Here is a 19,878-nt window from a genome sequence, read left to right on the forward strand (position 1 = left end):
CAACAAGCTATCAATTTATACAAAAATGTAATTTGTCATAGTGATTGTTGCCAATATTAAAATTGACATAGGACAAAGTACTTATATCAATAGAAAAAACCCTGGAAAACATACTCATCTTCCAGGGCTGATGTTCTATTAATTTTCTACTACTTCTTTACGGTTTTTCTTGAATAGCTTTGATAATACTTCATATACAATTGGTACAACAATAAGTGTTAATAAAGTAGAGCTTGTTAACCCGCCAATTACCGTAATACCTAGACCTTTCGAGATTAGTCCGCCGCCTCCTTGGCCAATAGCTAAAGGAATGAGTGCACCGATTGTGGCAATAGCAGTCATCAGGATTGGACGAAGACGTGTCGCTCCTGCTTCCAGAATTGCTTCACGCATCCTCATACCCTCTCGCTCCATATGAATAATCCGGTCAACGAGCACGATTGCATTTGTGACGACAATTCCAATTAACATTAACAGTCCCATCATAACGGAGACTGAAATGGTTTCACCTGCAATTAATAACCCAACAAATGAACCAATCGCTGCAAATGGTAAAGAGAATAGAATCGCAAATGGTGCTAGACCCTCTCCGAACGTTACCACCAAAATGAAGTACACGATGGCGATTGCAGCCAGCATCGCTATACCAAGCTGTGTAAAGGTTTCAGTCATGTCCGCCTGAACACCAGCAACTCCAACTGTTACGCCTTTAGGTAATTCTAGTTTATCGATTTCTTTTTCTACTTCTGCTGTTGCTTTTGAGATATCCTTGTCGATGATGGTTCCTGATACAGATGCGAAGTATTCACCTTTACTGCGTGCAAGTGTATTTAGGGTTGTTCCTTTTTCAACCTTTACAAGCTCAGAAAGAGGCATGGTACCAAGGGCTGTCGGAACCTGTATTGCTAAAATATCATCAATCGACTTAGGTTGTGCAGCTTGTTCTTGCTGAACAATTACTTCTAATGTGTCGCCCGCTTTTTCAATTGTCGTTAATACTTCTTGAGTCTTCATAGGGTTTAGCATCATCACAATTTGCCCTGCCGTTAAACCATACTGAAGTAATTCATCCTGCTCTACCTTAAACGTATATTCAACGTACGCATCCTCCGCACTTGTTGAAACGTCTTCTAATCTTTTGTTCTTGCTCATAACCTCTTCTACCATTTTGACAGACTCATTTAGTTTATCTAAATCCTCACTGTAGAAGGTGTAGCTTACTTCATTAGTAGACATGGACATAGCAGAGAAGTTTTGCGTCTTCCACTCGCCCGATTGCCCAATATTAAATATATACTCTTCAATTTCTGTGCGAACATCTGGGAAGTTTTCCAATTCTGGATCGAAGATGAGGTACATTAGTGCACCGCCGCCTCCGCCACCCATCATTGCTGCCATTTGGTCGCCGCTTTCCGTTACTGATAATTGAAGAATATCGATGTCATCGCGTTTAAGCAGTTCCTCTTCCACAGCTCCAACATTTTCCAAGGTCTCTTCCTTAAGCTCGCCAGCAGCAGGGGTGTACGTTAAGTACATGACTTTTTCTTCTTCGCTGCCCATAAAGCTAAAGCCAATCACCGGCATTAATGCCAAACTTCCCACTAATAAAACAACGGAAATAATCGATGTAATGATTTTATGGTTAAGTGTCCAATCAAGTATTCCTTTGTACCAATTTGATAGTTTGCCCGTCTCTTTATGACTGCTTTCCGTCTTTTCACTGTATAATTTTTTCTTAAATAAAAAGTGAGATAAGGCAGGTACGACTGTGATCGCTACAAGTAACGAAGCTCCCAGTGCAAATGTCATCGTTAATGCAAACGGCATGAATAACTCACCAACCATGCCACCGACAAAAATAAGTGGTGCAAATACAGCAACAGTTACTAGAGTGGAAGAAAGAATGGGTTTGAACATTTCAATGGTTGCTTCGCGAATCAAGGCACGCCCTGTTAATTTCTCTTGTTTTAAATGAAGACGTCGATAGATATTTTCAACAACTACAATCGAGTCATCGATTACCCGTCCTATCGCTACAGTGATCGCACCGAGAGTCATAATATTTAAGGTGATTTCCATCCAGTTTAACAGCAGCAATGCCATGAAAATCGAAACGGGAATAGAAATAATTGATATTATCGTAGATTTAAAATCACGCAGGAATAAAAGGATAATTAATACCGCTATTAAACCCCCGAATAATGCTTTTTCCACCATGGTTGCAACTGACTCTTCAATTGGCTTCCCTTGGTCAAGTGATACATCAATAACAAGACCTTCAATTTTCTTCTCTTGTTCTTTAATCAAGTCCTTCACACTGTTTACGACATCAACCGTGTTTGCTTGCTGACCTTTGACAATTTGTATAGCAATTGCATCATCACCGTTTGTTCGTGAAACGGATTGGACCCGGCCAACCACTTCAATTTCAGCAATCTCACTTAATTTGACAAATGGAGTAGGATTCTCAGCTGTTGGGGTTACAGGAATGAGCATTTCCTTCAGTTCTTCTATCGTCATGAACTTGCCGTCAACGCTAACAGCCTGCTCACCTTCTTCAAACTCATAAAGACCTAGCGATACAGCTAAATTGCTAGCTTGAATCATTTGCCTTACTGTAGCTTCTTCAAGAGCTAGTTCCGCCATTTTTGCTTCGTTATACGTTAACTGGACTTCTTCAATATGCTGGCCTGTGATGGTTGCCGAAGCAACACCTTCAATTTTTTCAATTTTCGGAAGTAAGATTTCCTCGACGGTTGATGTTAAGTCAACAATATCGTCTGAAGTACTGCTTACACTTAGCGCCACAACGGGCATCATGTTCATACTAATGGCTGTTACAATCGGTTCTTGTGCCCCTTCCGGCAGCTTTACTGCGTCTAACGCAGATTTGAGAGCACGGTTTGCCTCATCCATATCTTCACCGTACTCATATTCCACTTGTAAACTAGCCATATTAGAATATGAGTTCGAATAGACAGATTTTACACCCTCAAGGTTTTCTAACGCCTTCTCTAAAGGCATTGACACTTCTTCCATTACTTGTTCAGGAGTGGCTCCTGGATATACGTCCATTACCATTAGGTAAGGTATTGATATATTGGGGATTGTCTCCATATTCATTCTTGTACCGGAGTATATACCAGATACAGTAATGATGATGGTCAGAAGCCATACAGCTAGTTTATTTTTCAGGACAAAGTTTACTAAACCTTTCACGATTACACCTACCCTTTATTGACTTATCAAGCTCATTTCCCTATAATACTGACTAACCGGTCATTTGTCAATTAGAAGACCCTTAGGAGCGATCATACAAAATGGCAAAAAAACAATTAATCATGGAGAAGGCATTAGAGCTCTTTGCAAAACAAGGGTTCGAAGCTACTTCTATTCAACAAATAACAGAACATTGTGGTATTTCAAAGGGTGCCTTTTACTTATCCTTTAAATCAAAAGACGAATTAATATTAGCTCTAGTTGATCATTTTATGATGCAATTTACCGCAGATATTGACTACGTGGTCAGAAATACCGCCGACGAGCAGCTTTTATATCAATTTTATTTTACTATTTTTCAGTCTTTTCAAAAGCATTCTGATTTTGCCAAAGTGTTAATAAAGGAACAAACACAAACCGTTAATAGTGAACTTGTGGAAAAAACACATTATTATAACAGCTTGATTGAAAAGGACATTTTAGTAATGGTGGAACGCTTGTATGGGGAAGCAGTCAAGGAAATAAAATATGATTTAATTTATTGCATAAAAGGTTTTATGACCACTTATTCCCATTTATTTTTATTTTTCAACGTACCTATAGACTTGGATTTATTATCTCAATCACTTGTTGAAAAGACGAATCTGCTGGCAAAGCATACCACTCTTCCATTTATCACCGATGATTTACTTCAAATGCTTGAGCAGCCAATAAAAGAAGAAATAACGAAAGAAAAACTTATTTCTCTATTAGAGCAAAAAATCGAGGCAATTGAGGAACCGATTGAAAAAGAATCATTGTCCCTGTTAAAGGAACAAATCGTTACCCCTAGCTTAAGTCCTGCTATCGTAAAGGGATTACTCGAAAACATAAAAAGTCATCCGGATTGCAAATGGATTTCTTATTTGCTTCGTAAACATTTCGTTTTTTAAGCTAGAACGACAAAGTATTGATCTTACTGAATTTGACGAAGTTGCAGATTTAGCTAACAGAAGTGGTAAAGAAGTAAAAAAGGGAACTAAAAGTCATTTTTGAATAACGAAAAAAGCGTCTGGTTACTACCACACGCTTTACCGTATTCTTTAGATTCTGTTTCAATTAAAGCACCCTTATATACAGTATGATTTTTGACCGTATTCATTGTAGTAAATGGGAGTTACGAATACATCTTATTGGAGCATTAGATTCTTATGACTTTGATGAACGAACAGTAGCGCTAATATTGCAACTACAAAAGCCACCATACCACACCAGAAGAATGCTTGTTGATAGCCTTCATTAAGAGTTACTGCTATCGCTTCGGGTCGGCTTGTGCAATATTTTGTGAATTTGTTGACATAATAAAACCTCCTCGAAATTTAAAATTATTATGTGTTATTTAAACATTGAAAGCTTCGTTCAAAGTTGTAAAAATTTATGTTAACTTATTAATTGTTCTCTACCTATTCGCTTTAAAAAATTATAGAATGTCGCCCGTTTTTTACCCATTTGTGAATATACACTAATTATCTTTTCTACCGTATCGTACAATTCTTCTGGGGTAAGCTTATCCATTAGCATGGAACCAATCTCAGCGTCTTTTCCTTTTGCTTTTGAATTTAATTTAGCCCCAAAACCTATTCCTCCATTTATGGCAATCTTAATTTTTTTAACATCATTCTCCATATTATATCCCTCTCTTTTTAATAATTACTATACTATGGTAAGGTATATAACTAGCCAATTTTATACCTGTAACTAAATATAGCAACAGGTAATATCAGCTATTTATGTTTAATATCATTCTTATTTCATCTATATTTTGCTCAAATCCAATCAGGACTTTTGGTTTGTTCATGAAACCTAACAAGGATTTATTTTTAAATACAAACGTTGGAACAATCCTTGTACCCGTTATTTTGATTAAATCTTTCTCTTTAGAAGGTTGTTTCGTTAAATCGTATTCAATATAAGATACCTTATTCTTGGAAAGAAACTCTTTCCCTGCCTGACAATCTGTTCAGGTAGGTCTCGTATAAAGCTCAAGTTGAATTTTTTTCAAAGACAATCACCCTTTACATTTTTATTATTTAACTTCTATAACAAATGGGTAGACATTAACCTGTCCTCCAAATTTGAATTCAGCCCAAAGCTTATAAATACCTGGTTTATCAAATTGTGTTTCAAATACAGTTTGATCATTCGAAACTGGGTGAACATGGATATATTTCTCACCATCTTCATCTAAGATGACTACATGACCTAATGCTCCTAAATATGGTTCAGGTATAACACCTTTCACATCAAAATTTAGGATGATTTCCTTATTCGCTTCAAATGATTGGGTGGTTAATTCAACTGTTTGACCATTGATGGTCTTTGTAAAAGCCGAATCGGCAACGAGTTCGTTATCACCGAGTTCATGATGCGTTTCACCAACATGGAATTCAATAGGCATTACTGAATATTGAAGACCTTTTGGTTTTATGTCAACGAACGCTTTATAAGAATTACCAACTAAACTTACCTTCTGTTGGTAGATTCCATCGCCCTTTTTCTCTGGATGTAAATGATGGTACTCTTTTAAGTCTGAACTGACGACAATAAAATGCATGTATTTTTCATGGGAAACTTCCAGTTCCGGAACATGATTATTTATATCTTTTAACTCAATTGTGATTTCACCATTTGCATAGGATACTTTTGTTGTAACCTCGCTAGTTGTGTTTGTGCTATGGTCCTCATGGTCGTTATGACCATTCTCATTATTAATGTTTTCTTCTTCCTGTTCACGAACTGTATGATTTGTTTGTTCATCCGTTTTTGCGTTCATACTTGCATACACACTGTAACCTGCAATGACTACTCCAAGATATACGATAGCCGAAGTAGCCCAGACCATTATACTTTTTTTCATATAAGCATCTTCCTTTCTACATTTAGGCTTTTAATTTAATTCTCTGAAGTCTTAGGGCGTTGAGCACAACCGATACAGAACTAAATGCCATCGCTCCACCGGCTAACCATGGTGCCAAGAAACCTACTGCTGCGATAGGAATTCCTATGACGTTATATGCAAGTGCCCAGAAGAGATTTTGCTTAATATTTGTGATCGTCTTTTTACTCATGAAAATCGCATCTGCAATACTAGTTAAATCGCCTCTGATGAGGGTAATGTCAGCTGCTTCCATTGCCACATCGGTACCTGTACCAATCGCCATCCCAATATCAGCTGTTGCAAGTGCCGGAGCGTCATTAATTCCATCTCCTACCATTGCTACTTTTTTACCTGCTTGTTGGAGCTTTTTCACTTCTTCAGCTTTGCCTTCTGGTAATACTTCTGCTATGACTTTCTTAATTCCAACTTGCTCTGCAATGACTTTGGCTGTTTGTGTATTATCCCCTGTAATCATTACTACTTCTAAGCCCATTTTGTGTAAACGCGCTATAGCTTCTTTAGATGTGTCCTTGATTGTATCAGCTACGGCAACAATCCCGGCATAGCGACCGTCGATAGCTACTAACATAGCTGTTTTTCCTTGCTTCTCCAAATTCTCCATTTTTACTAATTCATCTTGTACATCGATGTTATATTTTTCCATAAGCTTGCGTGTGCCGATGAATAACTGTTTACCATTCACCACCGATTGGATACCGAAACCAGGAATAGCTTCGAATGTATCACATGCCCCTAACTCAATTCCTTTATCCTTTATACCTTCCACAATCGCTTCGGCAAGTGGATGTTCGGAGTTTCTCTCAGCCGTACCAACCTGCGTTAGAAATTCCTTTTCATCCATGCCTTCTGCTAGAATAACATCGGTTAAAGATGGTTTTCCGTTTGTAACTGTACCTGTTTTATCAAGAATAATCGTATCTAATCGATGGGTTGTTTCTAGATGTTCCCCGCCTTTAAATAAAATTCCAAATTCGGCAGCCCGACCAGAGCCAGCCATGATCGATGTTGGTGTCGCAAGTCCAAGTGCACAAGGACAAGCGATCACTAGTACCGCAATAAATTTCTCAAGAGCATCCGCAAAATCGCCAGGGTTTACAACAAAATACCATACAAAGAAAGTCATAATTGCGATTCCTACAACGATCGGCACAAAAATACCTGAAATCACATCAGCTAATCGCTGAATAGGTGCTTTAGAACCTTGTGCTTCTTCAACCACCTTAATAATTTGAGCTAAAGCTGTATCTTTTCCAACCTTTTTTGCTTTAATTTTCAAGAAACCATTTTTATTAATCGTTGAACCAATTACCATATCTCCAGTCGTTTTATCAATTGGAATGCTTTCACCCGTTAACATTGATTCATCAACCGCTGATTGACCTTCCACAATTTCACCATCAACCGGTACTTTCTCACCCGGCTTTACAAAAACAATATCTCCTTCTAAAACTTCTTCGATAGGGATCATAATCTCGATACCATCGCGAACAATTGTTGCGTTTTTCGCCTGTAATCCCATTAATTTCTTAATTGCCTCAGATGAACGCCCTTTTGCCTTTGCTTCAAATAATTTCCCTAATAGAATTAAGGTAATAAGCACTGCACTTGTTTCATAATAAAGCTCTACCATATGAGCGCCGGACCCTATTGAGCTAAAACTTAAATATAGACTATAGAAATAAGCAGCCGATGTACCAAGAGCAACAAGTACATCCATATTGGCACTCTTATTTCTTAACGCCTTAAAAGCACCTACATAAAACTGCCTTCCAACAATAAATTGAACAGGTGTTGCGAGAGCTAGTTGTACCCATGGGTTCATTAACATGTCAGGTAGCCAAATAAATGACGTAAATTCAAAGTGACTTACCATTGCCCACAATAACGGGAATGATAAAATGGCAGAGAAAAGAAACTTTCCTTGTTGCTTTTCAATTTCCTTTTGACGATGGTCAACTTGTTCTCCTGCATTTTCTTTCTTTTGTTCAAGGGCATAGCCTAATTTTTTGATTGCCTCTTTCATTTCAGAGACAGAGACCTGTTCTGGATTATACTCGACAAGGACTGTTTCTATTGCGAAGTTGACAGTCGCTTTTTTAACGCCATTGAATTTGTTTAGTCTTTTTTCAATTTTATTTGCACATGCGGCACAGGTCATTCCTGTTATATCAAATTCCACTTTTTCCTTTACAACATCATATCCTAAAGATTGAATTTTCTTTTGGAAATCGTGTTCAGATACAACTTCAGGATCATATTTTATGGTGGACTTTTCAAGTGCTAAATTAACATTCGCCTCTTTCACGCCCTCCATTTTTTTGAGTCCTTTTTCAATTCTTGTGGCACATGCCGCACAGGTCATTCCTGTAATTTGAAAATTTGTTTCTTTTATTTCATTACTCATCGATATTCACCTCTTTCATACGGATAGGGGGTATATTTTGTTGTTAAAGATAACGTGCTTTTCAGCACGTTACCTGTTTATTCTATTTAACTTCATAGCCATGTTCATCGATTGTTTCTTTAATCTTGCTTAAGGAAACTTCAGCAGAGTTAAATTCTACATCGACTGTCCCTTCAGCTAAATTAACTTTAACAGAATTAACACCTTGTAATTCTCCGACGTTTCCTTCTATTGACTTCACACAATGACCACATGACATTCCATTCACTTTTAATATTACTTTTTCCATTTTTATCACTCCCTTTTATTTTTTCATTAATCTTTCTATTGTTATAAGAACTTCATCTAATACTTCTGTATCCCCTTCATTAATCCGTTCCAATACACAAGTTTTTAAATGTCCTTCTAGAAGTATCTTTGCCACACTGTTTAAAGCAGACTGTGTAGCTGAAATTTGGGTAATGACATCATCACAATAAGTATCTTTTTCAATCAATCCTTTTATCCCACGAATTTGACCCTCAATTCGATTTAAACGAGTAACCAAATTTTTCTTTACTTTTTCGGAATGATGACTCTTTCTTTCTTCAGAAAGATGACAATCATGATTCATGTTTTCATTCATCCAACCTCACCTCCGCACTTACACTTTACTATACCCCCCTATAGTATGTCAAGGAATAAAGTCAAACCACCAATAGACTGTATTTAATCTATGTATTCGTTATAGGTCCATAGTATAGACTACACATTGTTCAAAGGAAATTTCAAAAGATAAAGGAGTTAATAAATATGAACATACAATTAATTCGCAACGCTACACTCGTTGTTCAATATGCAGATAAAAAATTTTTAATAGGATCGAGACAAAATGAGAATAATTGTTGATTGACAATTTTGAAGCTATTACCCGTCTTTGTTGTCATTCAACAAATCACAAAAACCAGTTCACAACTTTTGTCATTCAACATCCGGGGAGCAAAAAAACTTAATCAAAAAGAATTCGAAAAAAAAGACCCAATCCTAAAATGGATTGAGTCTTACAATTAACTAACTGTTACAAGTTCAAGGTTGAAAAACAATTACAAAAATCAGTTCCCGACTTTTTTGTCTTTCAACATTATCTGATCGGGTCTAAAAACCTTTACTCAACAGTCACCGATTTTGCAAGGTTACGTGGTTTATCAACGTCGCAATCGCGGTGTAATGCTGCGTAATAAGCAATTAATTGCATTGGTATGACAGAGATAAGTGGTGTTAACAATTCATGTACTTCAGGAATGACAAAGCTGTCTTCATCCATATTCAAGCCGTTCATTGAAATAATGCAAGTGTTTGCACCACGGGCTGCAACTTCTTTAACATTTCCGCGGATGCTTAGGTTTACACTCTCTTGAGTAGCAAGAGCAATTACAGGTGTACCTTCTTCAATTAAAGCAATGGTACCATGCTTTAATTCTCCGCCAGCAAAACCTTCTGCTTGAATATAAGAGATTTCTTTTAGCTTTAATGCACCTTCTAAGACCACATAATAATCGACTCCACGGCCAATAAAGAAGGCATTGCGAGTTACTGATAAGAACTCTCTTGAAATCTGTTCAATAATCTCTTTTGAGTCGCATAGAACATCCATCGCATTTGCGATAATTCCAAGCTCATGTGCAAGGTCAAAATCAACCGCGATGTTTTGCTTCTTTGCAGAAACCTCCGCTAAAATAGCTAAAACAGCAAGCTGAGCTGTATAAGCTTTTGAGGAAGCAACAGCAATTTCAGGACCCGCATGAAGCAGCAAAGTAAAGTCAGCTTCACGAGAAAGTGTTGAACCTGGAACATTTGTAATCGTTAAAGTTGGGTAACCCATCTCCTTAACCTTTACTAAAACGGCACGGCTATCAGCTGTTTCACCACTTTGAGAAATAAAGATAAACAACGGTTTCTTTGTTAACAGTGGTGTATTATATACAAATTCACTAGCAATATGAACCTCTACAGGGATATGTGCAATGGTTTCAATGAATTGCTTGCCAACTAATCCTGCGTGGTAGGAAGTTCCAGCAGCTACAATGTACACACGATCAGAATCATTTAATGCATTAATGATTTCATGATCTATGGTTAAGTCGCCTTGATCATTTTGATAAGCTTGGATAATTTTGCGAATGACAGCTGGCTGCTCATCAATCTCTTTTAACATGTAATGAGGATATGTTCCCTTTTCAATGTCACTAGCATCCAATTCAGCAGTATAAGGGGAACGTTGAATGGTTTCACCCTTTAAGTTTTGGATTGTTACTTCATTCTTTGTAACAAGAACGATTTCTTTATCCATAAGCTCTACATACTGATTAGTCACTTGAAGCATGGCCATTGCATCACTAGCCACTACATTAAAGTCATCGCCTAAACCAACAAGTAATGGGCTCTTATTTTTTGCAACCAAAATAGTTTCGTTATTTTGTTCATCTAATAATGCAAGAGCATAAGAACCGTGTAAAAGTGTAAGTGTTTTTTTGAACGCTTCAACCACTTCCATGCCCTCGTTAACAAATAGCTCGATCATTTGAACAATAACTTCTGTATCTGTTTCACTAACGAAATTTACATCCGCTAAATATTCGCGTTTTAATAAATCATAGTTCTCTATTACACCGTTATGAACGAGTGTAAAACGGCCAGATGCACTTTGGTGCGGATGCGAATTAATCTTACTTGGTACTCCGTGAGTTGCCCAGCGTGTATGGCCAATTCCGATGTTAGCCATAACATCCTCATCCACAATGGCACGTAGATCTGCAATACGGCCTTTTTCTTTAAACACATGAACGCCGTTCTCGTTTTTCACAGCGATACCAGCTGAATCATAGCCTCTATATTCAAGCTTTTCTAAGCCTTTTAATAAAATTTCTTTCGTGTCGTTATTTCCAATATATCCAACAATTCCACACATTTTTCTTTTTCCTCCCTACAATCAGGGGGCCAGAAGGCTTTGGAGGCGTACTTGCCCCCTTATCTCTGTTTTGGTGTAATTTAGGTATCTGTCTATACCTTCGTCTTACATTAGTTAGTATGCGCATTTTCCTCTCTTTGTGCAGTGAGTTGCCTCAATGTTTTAAAGAAGAAACTTACGGTTGTGCGTTCAACCGGGAGGTATCCGCCGAACATTCGATAACCCTCCTCCTCGTCAACTAACCCACACTGGTTAGTTCAGGCGCTTTTAGATACTTTTTTTCTATCCTCCTTTCAGGCTTTCTATATGAAGAGTAAAGCAAATTAATATTACATGATGAACTGGAATTCGTCAACCAATTGTGTAATAAACGTAGAAAATTTCCATCTGATTTACAATTCACACATAATAAAATATGCATAAGAGAAAGAAATAGTTCCCTTATGCACACCAATAGACTATTCTTCTTTTAATTCCATTTCTGCTTTTACCACACTAACAATGCGGTCAACATATGCCGCACATAGTTCCTCAGTAGGAGCTTCAGCCATGACGCGGACAAGTGGCTCTGTCCCTGATGGACGGACAAGGATTCTTCCATTCCCATTCATTTCTGCCTCAACCTGAGCGATTACTTCGCTGACCTTTTCATTATCCGTTACATGATGTTTATCTATCACTCTAACATTGACTAGTTTCTGTGGAAATTTTTTCATTTCTCCAGCCAGTTCAGACAATGTCTTTTGTGTTATCTTCATAATATTCACTAACTGCAAGCCTGTTAATAATCCATCACCAGTCGTATTATAATCTAAGAAGATAATATGGCCAGACTGTTCTCCACCAAGATTGTACCCGCTCTTCTTCATTTCTTCCACCACATAACGGTCACCCACCGCTGTTGGTACACTATGAATTCCATGAGCTTCTAGGCCTTTATAAAAACCAAGGTTACTCATAACGGTAGAAACAACAGTGCTATGCTTTAGCCTGCCGTGTTCCTTCATGTACTTTCCACATATGTACATGATTTGATCACCATCAATGATATTTCCTTTTTCATCTATGGCAATCAAACGGTCACCGTCACCATCAAAGGATAAACCTACATCCGCACCTTTGTCTTTTACCATTGCCGCAAGCGCTTCAGGATGGGTAGAGCCTACTCCTGCATTAATATTAATGCCATTAGGTGACGCACCCATAACTGAAATATCAGCATCTAAATCAGCAAACAAATGAGTAGCAAGAGAAGAGGTTGCACCATGTGCACAATCTAATGCAATGTGAATCCCAGAAAAATCTTCGTCCACTGTATTCTTCAAATATTGAAGGTACTTCTGACCGCCTTCAAAATAATCCATGACCTGTCCAAGCGATTCTCCTACAGGACGTGGTAACTGGTCTTTTTCTTGATCAATAAGCGTTTCGATTTCATTCTCTTGCTCATCGGAGAGCTTGAATCCATCCGGCCCAAAGAACTTAATTCCATTATCTGCAACAGGATTATGTGAGGCTGAGATCATAACGCCTGCTTGTGCCCCCATTGCTTTAGTAAGATAAGAAACACCTGGAGTTGAAATAACACCAAGGCGCATAACCTCCGCTCCAATCGATAGTAAACCCGCCACAAGAGCTCCTTCAAGCATATGCCCAGAGACACGTGTATCTCGGCCGATTAATACCTTAGGCCGATCTTTATCCTTTGTTAAAACGAAGCCTCCAAAACGCCCTAATTTAAATGCCAGTTCAGGTGTTAGTTCACTATTTGCAACACCGCGGACGCCGTCTGTTCCAAAATATTTTCCCATTATCAAAATCGCTCCTTATCAAGTGAATTGCTGTGTCTTATACGTTGTCTCTTGAAATTGTAATTTTCGCTGACGATTTATCGGGTTTCCATGTCACATCTGGAGGCCCTTCTACTTGAATATTTACATCATGACTACCTTCTGCTAGTCCAGATAAATCAATAAAAATCCTAAAGTCCTCAGGGCTTAATCCCGTTACTGTACCACTCGGTCCATTAATAACTAGACTAATTGTACGATTTACAGGGTCATTAACCACAGCATCATATGGTTCGTCTAACCCACGTATGTTAATGGGGATACCTGAGACCGTTTTTTCTTCTTCTTGTTTCTTTATAGTAACCGTTGCCTTGACGGTTTGCGGATTTACCTTAGTAATTCCATTCGGAATAATAACAGGCAACTCAAGTGTGGTATTCTCCGTAATTTTACTTAAATCAACTTCAACTCGTACATTATCTGTTTCCTTTAAAACCTCTTCAGTCCCTGTAATGATCGCTTCCCTAATATCAAGATTAATCGAATCAATCATGATTCCATCAGGCGTTGTACCTTTTTCTACTACATTGATGGGAACCGTTTTGTTAGTTGCCTTAATTGGGATTGTGACTTTTACCGTTTCAGGTTCAATCAGAACCGCTAGTTTATTTAACTCTTTGTCCAATACTTGAACTTGGGCTTCTTGTGTTATGGTTTGATTAATAGAATCTTTGTTGTCAATTGTCGCTTTCACGTATGTAATTTGGTCAACTACATTTTTTGCTCCGGTAATCTTTACCTTATTAGGTTCTACTGTAGCCTGCCCAGCAGCATAGCCTTCTTCAATCATACTCGTGTTAAATTCAGCTTCTACTTTAAATTCCTTGGTTACTTTTTCTTGAATGGAAACACTTACTGACTCAGGATTAATCGTTGCCTTTACCTTATCAGATAAGTCCCTAATCTCAAACTTCACCTTTTTATTTCCTATTTCTGCATCTGTTAAATCAACAAAAACTTCAAAATTTCTTAATGTCTTTGCAGATTGGACATGTGGCATTGGTCCTTTAATGGTCACCTCAACTGTTTCAGGAATTCCAGTTACGACTAGATTATCGATGTCATAATATGCTTTTACTGGAACCTCTTCTATAGTTGCTGTTGAAGTCTCTCCTGGTATATTAATGCTTGTTGCTTTATCATCGGAATTTAAAACAGATGTATATAGGAGTACCGCCAATAGTAAAGCAAGCATTTTGATGAACCACGGATTATCCATAAGTTTATCCATTATTCTTTCCCCTCCAGTTCCAACGAGCTGAAGAAGCTGGTTTTACTTTGTTGGTTGTCACTAACTCATCGGTCAATAGCTCTTTATAGGCATTTAATGTTAGGTCCCGATGGAGCTCGCCATTTTTAGTTAAGGATATATTTCCCGTCTCTTCTGAAACTACTACGGTAATGCTATCCGTTACTTCACTAATACCCAATGCTGCACGGTGTCTTGTTCCGAGTTCCTTTGAAATAAAAGGACTCTCAGATAGAGGTAAATAACATGCAGCAGCCGCCACGCTATTTTTCTGAAGAATAACGGCACCATCATGCAGCGGTGTATTTGGAATAAAGATATTGATGAGCAGTTCTGAAGAAACCTTGGCGTCTAAACCAATTCCAGTTTCAATATAATCACTCATTCCTGTTTCTCGCTCAATCGAGATCAAGGCACCTATTCTCCGCTTTGCCATATAATCAGTAGCTTTTACGATTGCTTCAACCGTTTTCTCCTGGTCCTCATCATCTGGACTGCTGCTTCTCGAAAAGAAACGGCCTCTTCCTAATTGCTCAAGTGCTCTTCTCAGCTCAGGCTGGAAGATAATAATAATCGCAAGAAATCCCCAATTTATGGTCTGCTGCATAATCCAGCCTAATGTATTTAGACCGAGCAATGCACTGATAACCCGCACTAAAAGGATAACAAAGATCCCCTTTAATAATTGGACAGCCTTTGTACCTTTTATAAGATTAATCAGTTTATATATGACATACCATACAAGGAGAATATCAACAATACTAGCTAAGTACTTCCATAACGTGAAATCTTCAAACGGCATTGTTATTCCTCCGTAGTTTCGCATATAAGTAAATAAAAATGATTAATAGATGATAACTTATTTATTATATCATAAATTGAATTAGTACTTAGTATATGTTCCCTTTTTAGATATCATTTATCAAATGTCTTCAATAAAAGCCATTAAAGAAACTGCTTTCAAGCCCTTCACAGCAAAAAAGAAATCACTCGTTTTGAGAGTGACTTCAATTATTCTCTTCATGCTTTTCAAAAACATTGAAAACATCATAGGCTGTCTTTTTTATATGAAACCAAATCCAATCAAAGACTTCGTTCACCTCTTCAATTTTCCCAGTTACCTTACCAGCTGAAGCTGTGTATTGTTCACCATTAATAACAGTAACATTCCCCTGAACTTCTCCTTCAATTTTCAGCGTGCCATTTCGTACAATAACGTCTCCCTTCACTACTTCTCCTTCAGGGACGATGACAATATTGTTTTGGACGATTAGATTTTCTTGTTTTGAAACAGAAAAATCATTTTCTTGATTCCAAGTAGAAAAAACACTTCCAATCATCAATACTAGGAAAAGTGATGCAGCCGCAATAAGCGGGTGATTTCTCATCCATCTCTGGAATCCAACCTTTTTCTTTTCTTTCGGAAGAAGCGCCATTACATTTGCTGTAAAGTTTTCAGGAGCCTGAATACTTGTTGTCCCTTTAACAAGGGCAATCGTCCGTTTTAATTCATTAAATAACTCTTCACATTCCTTACAACTATGAAGATGCTCTCTTAAAACCATCTCACTTTTTGGATCAATTTCTTCGTCTAAATACGTATGCATTAACTCAACGATTTCTACTGAACACTTCAACGTTTTCACCTCTTTATCAAACATAGCGTAATTGTTGTCGTAAAGCTTCTCGCCCTCGATGAATCCTTGTTTTAACTGTTCCAAGGGGCATTTCGAGTATCTCACTTATTTCATTTAAAGATAGCTCTTCAATATATTTCAAAACAATAACAGATCGGTATTTTTCAGGCAGTTTCATTATTTCCTTATGAACTGTGTCCTTTAGCTCCAAGCTTTCTAATTCTTTTTCGGGTAATGGAGTCTTAGAGGGCAGTTGAGAATACATCGTTAGTCCCTCTGTACCTGAGACTTCAGCATCTAGATAGTAGTCAGGTTTTTTCTTTCTAATTCTATCGATACATAAGTTGGTTGCAATTCGAAAAAGCCAGGTAGAAAATTTTAAATCTTGATTGAAAGAATTAATATTTGTGTATGCACGGATAAAAGCCTCTTGTGCGATATCTTCTGCCTCATGACGATTTCCTAGCATCCTGAAAGCAAGTTGAAAAATACTGTTTTTATATATTTCAACAATATCAGCAAATGCATCCTGATCGCCTTTAATTACCTGTTTTATTCTTTTCTTGATAATCGCTTCCATTTAATTTCCTCAGCTCCAATATAGCTATACAATCCTACGATTAAATTATAGTAAAAGTTTCATTTTAACATTAAAAACTTATCATCACTTTTTATATTAACAAAAATTAGGCAATTTGTTATAAAACCAGCTTAAAGTTTTAATAAGAAATAAAAACAGCAGCCGTTTATCCAGCTGCTGTTACCCCAACACTATAATAGTTTTTCTCCAAATAAAGAACCCATTAGGCCAACTGCTATAGTCGCAGTCTTATTCTTATCATCTAAAATTGGGTTAACCTCGACAAATTCAGCAGAAGTAATAATTTGAGCTTCCTCAAGCATTTCCATTGCTAGATGACTTTCCCGATAACTGATTCCACCAATTACAGGTGTACCAACACCAGGAGCATCATTTGGATCCAGGCCATCCAAATCTAAAGATAAATGTACACCATCCGTTCGTTCCTTTAAATATGAAATCGTTTCCTCCATCACTTTAGCCATGCCTAAGCGATCAATCTCATGCATCGTATACACCTTAAGTCCGATTTCCTTAATTAAGTTCTTCTCACCTTCATCTAACGACCTGGCTCCAATTATAACAATATTTTCTGGTTTCACTTTAGGTGTATATCCGCCAATCTCAGTTAACATAGGATGTCCTAATCCAAGACTAGCAGCTAAAGGCATACCATGTATATTCCCGGAAGGAGAGGTTTCAGCTGTATTCAAATCACCATGTGCATCATACCATATGACGCCAAGATTTTGATAATGATTTGAGACACCTGCTAAGGTGCCTATTGCAATACTATGGTCGCCGCCTAATACTAGCGGAAAGGAACCAGATTGTATTACTTCATCTACTTTTTCTGCAAGAAGGGTACTTTTTTCAGCGACGAGGTCCAAATTACGCAAATTTGACTCCTTATCAACTGCTACCTCAGGTCTGCCAATCGGAATATCCCCTAAGTCATGAATCTCATCAAATAATGGTTTTAACCTTTCATTAATCCCAGCATAGCGAATCGCACTTGGTCCCATATCAACACCACGTCTCATTTGACCCAAATCCATCGGCATACCAATAATCGATAGCTTCTTCATCTTTATCTCATCCCCCTAATCCCTTTATATATATATTTTAACCGCTTTCAGACAAATGACTCAACTCGACAAAATCCTGTATATATATACGAGATAAAATAAAAAAAGCCTTAAATCGAAAATGATTTAAGGCAAATAAATTATGTAGTGTATGGTGGAGCCTAGCGGGATCGAACCGCTGACCTCCTGCGTGCAAAGCAGGCGCTCTCCCAGCTGAGCTAAGGCCCCATTATAGTATAACAAGATTGAAATATAACAAGTAGCATAATGGAGCGGAAGACGGGATTTGAACCCGCGACCCCCACCTTGGCAAGGTGGTGTTCTACCACTGAACTACTTCCGCATTTCATAAACAAAGACCCGAAGAATAAAAGATTCTGTGGGTCAATATTATAGAAAATGATGAGCCATGAAGGATTCGAACCTTCGACCCTCTGATTAAAAGTCAGATGCTCTACCAACTGAGCTAATGGCTCTTGGCTGGGCTAGCTGGATTTGAACCAACGCATGTCGCAGTCAAAGTGCGATGCCTTACCGCTTGGCTATAGCCCAATGTTATAGACAACTTTTAGTTTGTCCAGATATTCGGTAAATATACATGGTGGAGGGGGACGGATTCGAACCGCCGAACCCGGAGGGAGCGGATTTACAGTCCGCCGCGTTTAGCCACTTCGCTACCCCTCCACATTAAATAAAAAAAGATGGTGCCGGCGAGAGGACTTGAACCCCCAACCTACTGATTACAAGTCAGTTGCTCTACCAATTGAGCTACCCCGGCATAGGTTTAAAATAAATATAAATTGTTATCCCCAGAAATGTTATCGTCAACCCGAACTCAGAAAGCTTATTCAAGATGCAACTCGTTCGGTTTGCTGAAGTATATTCAGGAAGCTTATTCGGGCGTGCTCTACCAATTGAGCTACCCCGGCACTAAATTATATGGTGGAGGATGACGGGCTCGAACCGCCGACCCTCTGCTTGTAAGGCAGATGCTCTCCCAGCTGAGCTAATCCTCCACAGAATAAATGGTGACCCCTACGGGATTCGAACCCGTGTTACCTCCGTGAAAGGGAGGTGTCTTAACCACTTGACCAAGGGGCCGATATATAATATAGGTAAGCTTCCAAGCGGGCTCGAACCGCTGACCTCTTCCTTACCATGGAAGTGCTCTACCTACTGAGCTATGGAAGCATAGCTAATTTAACTTTTAAGTTAAAAATGGCTCCGCAGGTAGGACTCGAACCTACGACCGATCGGTTAACAGCCGATAGCTCTACCACTGAGCTACTGCGGAATAATATAACAGCCTGGCAACGTCCTACTCTCACAGGGACGCTTGTCCCAACTACCATCGGCGCTGAGAAGCTTAACTTCCGTGTTCGGTATGGGAACGGGTGTGACCTTCTCGCCTTAATTACCAGACTGATTTGTTGACACTATTTTATTATAATGTCTTTTTTGTATTTTTCAAGAGGAAATTTTTTAAAATTTCATTCCCTCAAAACTAGATAATGTAGAAGAAGTTTTGTTAAACCGAGTTCACCTTACTCATATTGCTATGTTTTGTCCAGCTTCGGCTTCTAACTCTTCGGACCGTCTCTACAAATCCAAAGTGAAGGATTTGTAGTGCCGGCCCTCCAACGCCTCTCAGAGTTGAACAGTCGCCTACGCTTTTCTATTTGGTTAAGTCCTCGAACGATTAGTATCAGTCAGCTCCACACGTCACCGCGCTTCCACCTCTGACCTATCAACCTGATCATCTTTCAGGGTTCTTACTAGCTTGCGCTATGGGAAATCTCATCTYGAGGGGGGCTTCATGCTTAGATGCTTTCAGCACTTATCCCGTCCGCACATAGCTACCCAGCGATGCCTTTGGCAAGACAACTGGTACACCAGCGGTGCGTCCATCCCGGTCCTCTCGTACTAAGGACAGCTCCTCTCAAATTTCCTGCGCCCACGACGGATA

At 38.4% G+C, this 19,878-nt stretch carries 14 protein-coding genes, 10 tRNA genes, 2 rRNA genes and 1 pseudogene; 1 reads left to right on the forward strand and 26 read right to left on the reverse strand.

Annotated features, from left to right (window positions below):
- Nucleotides 1–138: 138 nt before the first annotated feature.
- The gene (locus BTR25_RS22615; protein ID WP_075690271.1) at nt 139–3,219 is read right to left on the reverse strand and encodes an efflux RND transporter permease subunit; all 3,081 of its coding nucleotides are present in this window, start codon (nt 3,217–3,219) and stop codon (nt 139–141) included.
- A gap of 101 nt (nt 3,220–3,320) precedes the next feature.
- On the opposite strand from BTR25_RS22615, the gene BTR25_RS22620 reads away from it, so the two are divergent.
- Nucleotides 3,321–4,151: a TetR/AcrR family transcriptional regulator gene (locus BTR25_RS22620; protein ID WP_075690272.1), complete on the forward strand. Its 831-nt coding sequence runs from the start codon at nt 3,321–3,323 to the stop codon at nt 4,149–4,151.
- A gap of 487 nt (nt 4,152–4,638) precedes the next feature.
- On the opposite strand, the gene BTR25_RS22625 is transcribed toward BTR25_RS22620, so the two are convergent.
- From BTR25_RS22625 to BTR25_RS22745, 25 genes and pseudogenes are all read right to left on the reverse strand, one after another.
- A complete protein-coding gene (locus BTR25_RS22625) occupies nt 4,639–4,884 on the reverse strand; it encodes a hypothetical protein (protein ID WP_139311315.1) in 246 nt (81 codons plus the stop codon).
- 94 nt (nt 4,885–4,978) lie between these two features.
- A pseudogene (locus tag BTR25_RS22630) lies at nt 4,979–5,203 on the reverse strand (glutaredoxin family protein); the annotation flags it as partial.
- A gap of 81 nt (nt 5,204–5,284) precedes the next feature.
- Nucleotides 5,285–6,115: a hypothetical protein gene (locus tag BTR25_RS22635; RefSeq protein WP_075690273.1), complete on the reverse strand. Its 831-nt coding sequence runs from the start codon at nt 6,113–6,115 to the stop codon at nt 5,285–5,287.
- A gap of 22 nt (nt 6,116–6,137) precedes the next feature.
- Entirely contained in the window at nt 6,138–8,561 is a 2,424-nt protein-coding gene (locus BTR25_RS22640; protein WP_075690274.1) for a heavy metal translocating P-type ATPase, read from the reverse strand.
- Between the two features lie 82 nt (nt 8,562–8,643).
- Nucleotides 8,644–8,850: a copper chaperone CopZ gene (gene copZ, locus BTR25_RS22645; protein WP_075690275.1), complete on the reverse strand. Its 207-nt coding sequence runs from the start codon at nt 8,848–8,850 to the stop codon at nt 8,644–8,646.
- A 15-nt stretch (nt 8,851–8,865) separates the two neighbouring features.
- Nucleotides 8,866–9,186, reverse strand: coding sequence for a metal-sensitive transcriptional regulator (locus tag BTR25_RS22650; protein WP_075690276.1), 321 nt, complete (start codon nt 9,184–9,186; stop codon nt 8,866–8,868).
- A 519-nt stretch (nt 9,187–9,705) separates the two neighbouring features.
- Nucleotides 9,706–11,508 (reverse strand): glutamine--fructose-6-phosphate transaminase (isomerizing), encoded by a 1,803-nt coding sequence (gene glmS, locus BTR25_RS22655; RefSeq protein WP_075690277.1) that lies wholly within the window; start codon nt 11,506–11,508, stop codon nt 9,706–9,708.
- 458 nt (nt 11,509–11,966) lie between these two features.
- On the reverse strand, nt 11,967–13,319 hold the full coding sequence (gene glmM, locus BTR25_RS22660; protein WP_075690278.1) for a phosphoglucosamine mutase: 1,353 nt from the start codon (nt 13,317–13,319) through the stop codon (nt 11,967–11,969).
- Between the two features lie 37 nt (nt 13,320–13,356).
- A complete protein-coding gene (locus tag BTR25_RS22665) occupies nt 13,357–14,589 on the reverse strand; it encodes a CdaR family protein (RefSeq protein ID WP_075690279.1) in 1,233 nt (410 codons plus the stop codon).
- Complete coding sequence (gene cdaA, locus BTR25_RS22670) at nt 14,582–15,409, reverse strand: diadenylate cyclase CdaA (protein WP_075690280.1); 828 nt, start codon at nt 15,407–15,409, stop codon at nt 14,582–14,584. Before cdaA ends, BTR25_RS22665 begins: the two co-directional genes overlap by 8 nt.
- 205 nt (nt 15,410–15,614) lie before the next feature.
- Nucleotides 15,615–16,244, reverse strand: coding sequence for an anti-sigma factor family protein (locus tag BTR25_RS22675; protein WP_075690281.1), 630 nt, complete (start codon nt 16,242–16,244; stop codon nt 15,615–15,617).
- A gap of 16 nt (nt 16,245–16,260) precedes the next feature.
- Entirely contained in the window at nt 16,261–16,824 is a 564-nt protein-coding gene (gene sigW / locus BTR25_RS22680) for an RNA polymerase sigma factor SigW (protein ID WP_075690282.1), read from the reverse strand.
- Nucleotides 16,825–17,015: 191 nt separating this feature from the next.
- Nucleotides 17,016–17,912 (reverse strand): arginase, encoded by an 897-nt coding sequence (gene rocF / locus BTR25_RS22685; RefSeq protein WP_075690283.1) that lies wholly within the window; start codon nt 17,910–17,912, stop codon nt 17,016–17,018.
- Between the two features lie 152 nt (nt 17,913–18,064).
- A tRNA-Ala gene (locus tag BTR25_RS22690) sits at nt 18,065–18,140 on the reverse strand.
- A gap of 40 nt (nt 18,141–18,180) precedes the next feature.
- Nucleotides 18,181–18,255 (reverse strand) — tRNA-Gly (locus BTR25_RS22695).
- Between the two features lie 60 nt (nt 18,256–18,315).
- Nucleotides 18,316–18,388: transfer RNA gene (locus tag BTR25_RS22700), tRNA-Lys, on the reverse strand.
- A 1-nt stretch (nt 18,389) separates the two neighbouring features.
- Nucleotides 18,390–18,464, reverse strand: a tRNA-Gln gene (locus tag BTR25_RS22705).
- 47 nt (nt 18,465–18,511) lie between these two features.
- Nucleotides 18,512–18,596: transfer RNA gene (locus tag BTR25_RS22710), tRNA-Tyr, on the reverse strand.
- 18 nt (nt 18,597–18,614) lie between these two features.
- Nucleotides 18,615–18,690: transfer RNA gene (locus BTR25_RS22715), tRNA-Thr, on the reverse strand.
- Between the two features lie 162 nt (nt 18,691–18,852).
- Nucleotides 18,853–18,928: transfer RNA gene (locus BTR25_RS22720), tRNA-Val, on the reverse strand.
- 10 nt (nt 18,929–18,938) lie between these two features.
- Nucleotides 18,939–19,013 (reverse strand) — tRNA-Glu (locus BTR25_RS22725).
- 17 nt (nt 19,014–19,030) lie between these two features.
- Nucleotides 19,031–19,103: transfer RNA gene (locus BTR25_RS22730), tRNA-Thr, on the reverse strand.
- 28 nt (nt 19,104–19,131) lie between these two features.
- Nucleotides 19,132–19,206, reverse strand: a tRNA-Asn gene (locus BTR25_RS22735).
- Nucleotides 19,207–19,217: 11 nt separating this feature from the next.
- Nucleotides 19,218–19,334, reverse strand: a 5S ribosomal RNA gene (gene rrf / locus BTR25_RS22740).
- 257 nt (nt 19,335–19,591) lie between these two features.
- Nucleotides 19,592–19,878: ribosomal RNA gene (locus BTR25_RS22745) — 23S ribosomal RNA — on the reverse strand; the annotation flags it as partial.

It is taken from the genome of Bacillus sp. MRMR6 (genome assembly GCF_001940785.1).
GTDB lineage: Bacteria > Bacillota > Bacilli > Bacillales > Cytobacillaceae > Neobacillus.

Excerpts from the sequence above, each read along its gene's own strand:
- glmM (WP_075690278.1), bottom strand. The coding sequence starts at position 13,319 with ATGGGAAAATATTTTGGAACAGACGGCGTCCGCGGTGTTGCAAATAGT.
- BTR25_RS22620 (WP_075690272.1), top strand. The coding sequence starts at position 3,321 with ATGGCAAAAAAACAATTAATCATGGAGAAGGCATTAGAGCTCTTTGCA.
- BTR25_RS22665 (WP_075690279.1), bottom strand. The coding sequence starts at position 14,589 with ATGGATAAACTTATGGATAATCCGTGGTTCATCAAAATGCTTGCTTTA.
- BTR25_RS22640 (WP_075690274.1), bottom strand. The coding sequence starts at position 8,561 with ATGAGTAATGAAATAAAAGAAACAAATTTTCAAATTACAGGAATGACC.
- glmS (WP_075690277.1), bottom strand. The coding sequence starts at position 11,508 with ATGTGTGGAATTGTTGGATATATTGGAAATAACGACACGAAAGAAATT.
- cdaA (WP_075690280.1), bottom strand. The coding sequence starts at position 15,409 with ATGCCGTTTGAAGATTTCACGTTATGGAAGTACTTAGCTAGTATTGTT.
- BTR25_RS22625 (WP_139311315.1), bottom strand. The coding sequence starts at position 4,884 with ATGGAGAATGATGTTAAAAAAATTAAGATTGCCATAAATGGAGGAATA.
- sigW (WP_075690282.1), bottom strand. The coding sequence starts at position 16,824 with ATGGAAGCGATTATCAAGAAAAGAATAAAACAGGTAATTAAAGGCGAT.
- rocF (WP_075690283.1), bottom strand. The coding sequence starts at position 17,912 with ATGAAGAAGCTATCGATTATTGGTATGCCGATGGATTTGGGTCAAATG.
- BTR25_RS22635 (WP_075690273.1), bottom strand. The coding sequence starts at position 6,115 with ATGAAAAAAAGTATAATGGTCTGGGCTACTTCGGCTATCGTATATCTT.
- BTR25_RS22650 (WP_075690276.1), bottom strand. The coding sequence starts at position 9,186 with ATGAATGAAAACATGAATCATGATTGTCATCTTTCTGAAGAAAGAAAG.
- copZ (WP_075690275.1), bottom strand. The coding sequence starts at position 8,850 with ATGGAAAAAGTAATATTAAAAGTGAATGGAATGTCATGTGGTCATTGT.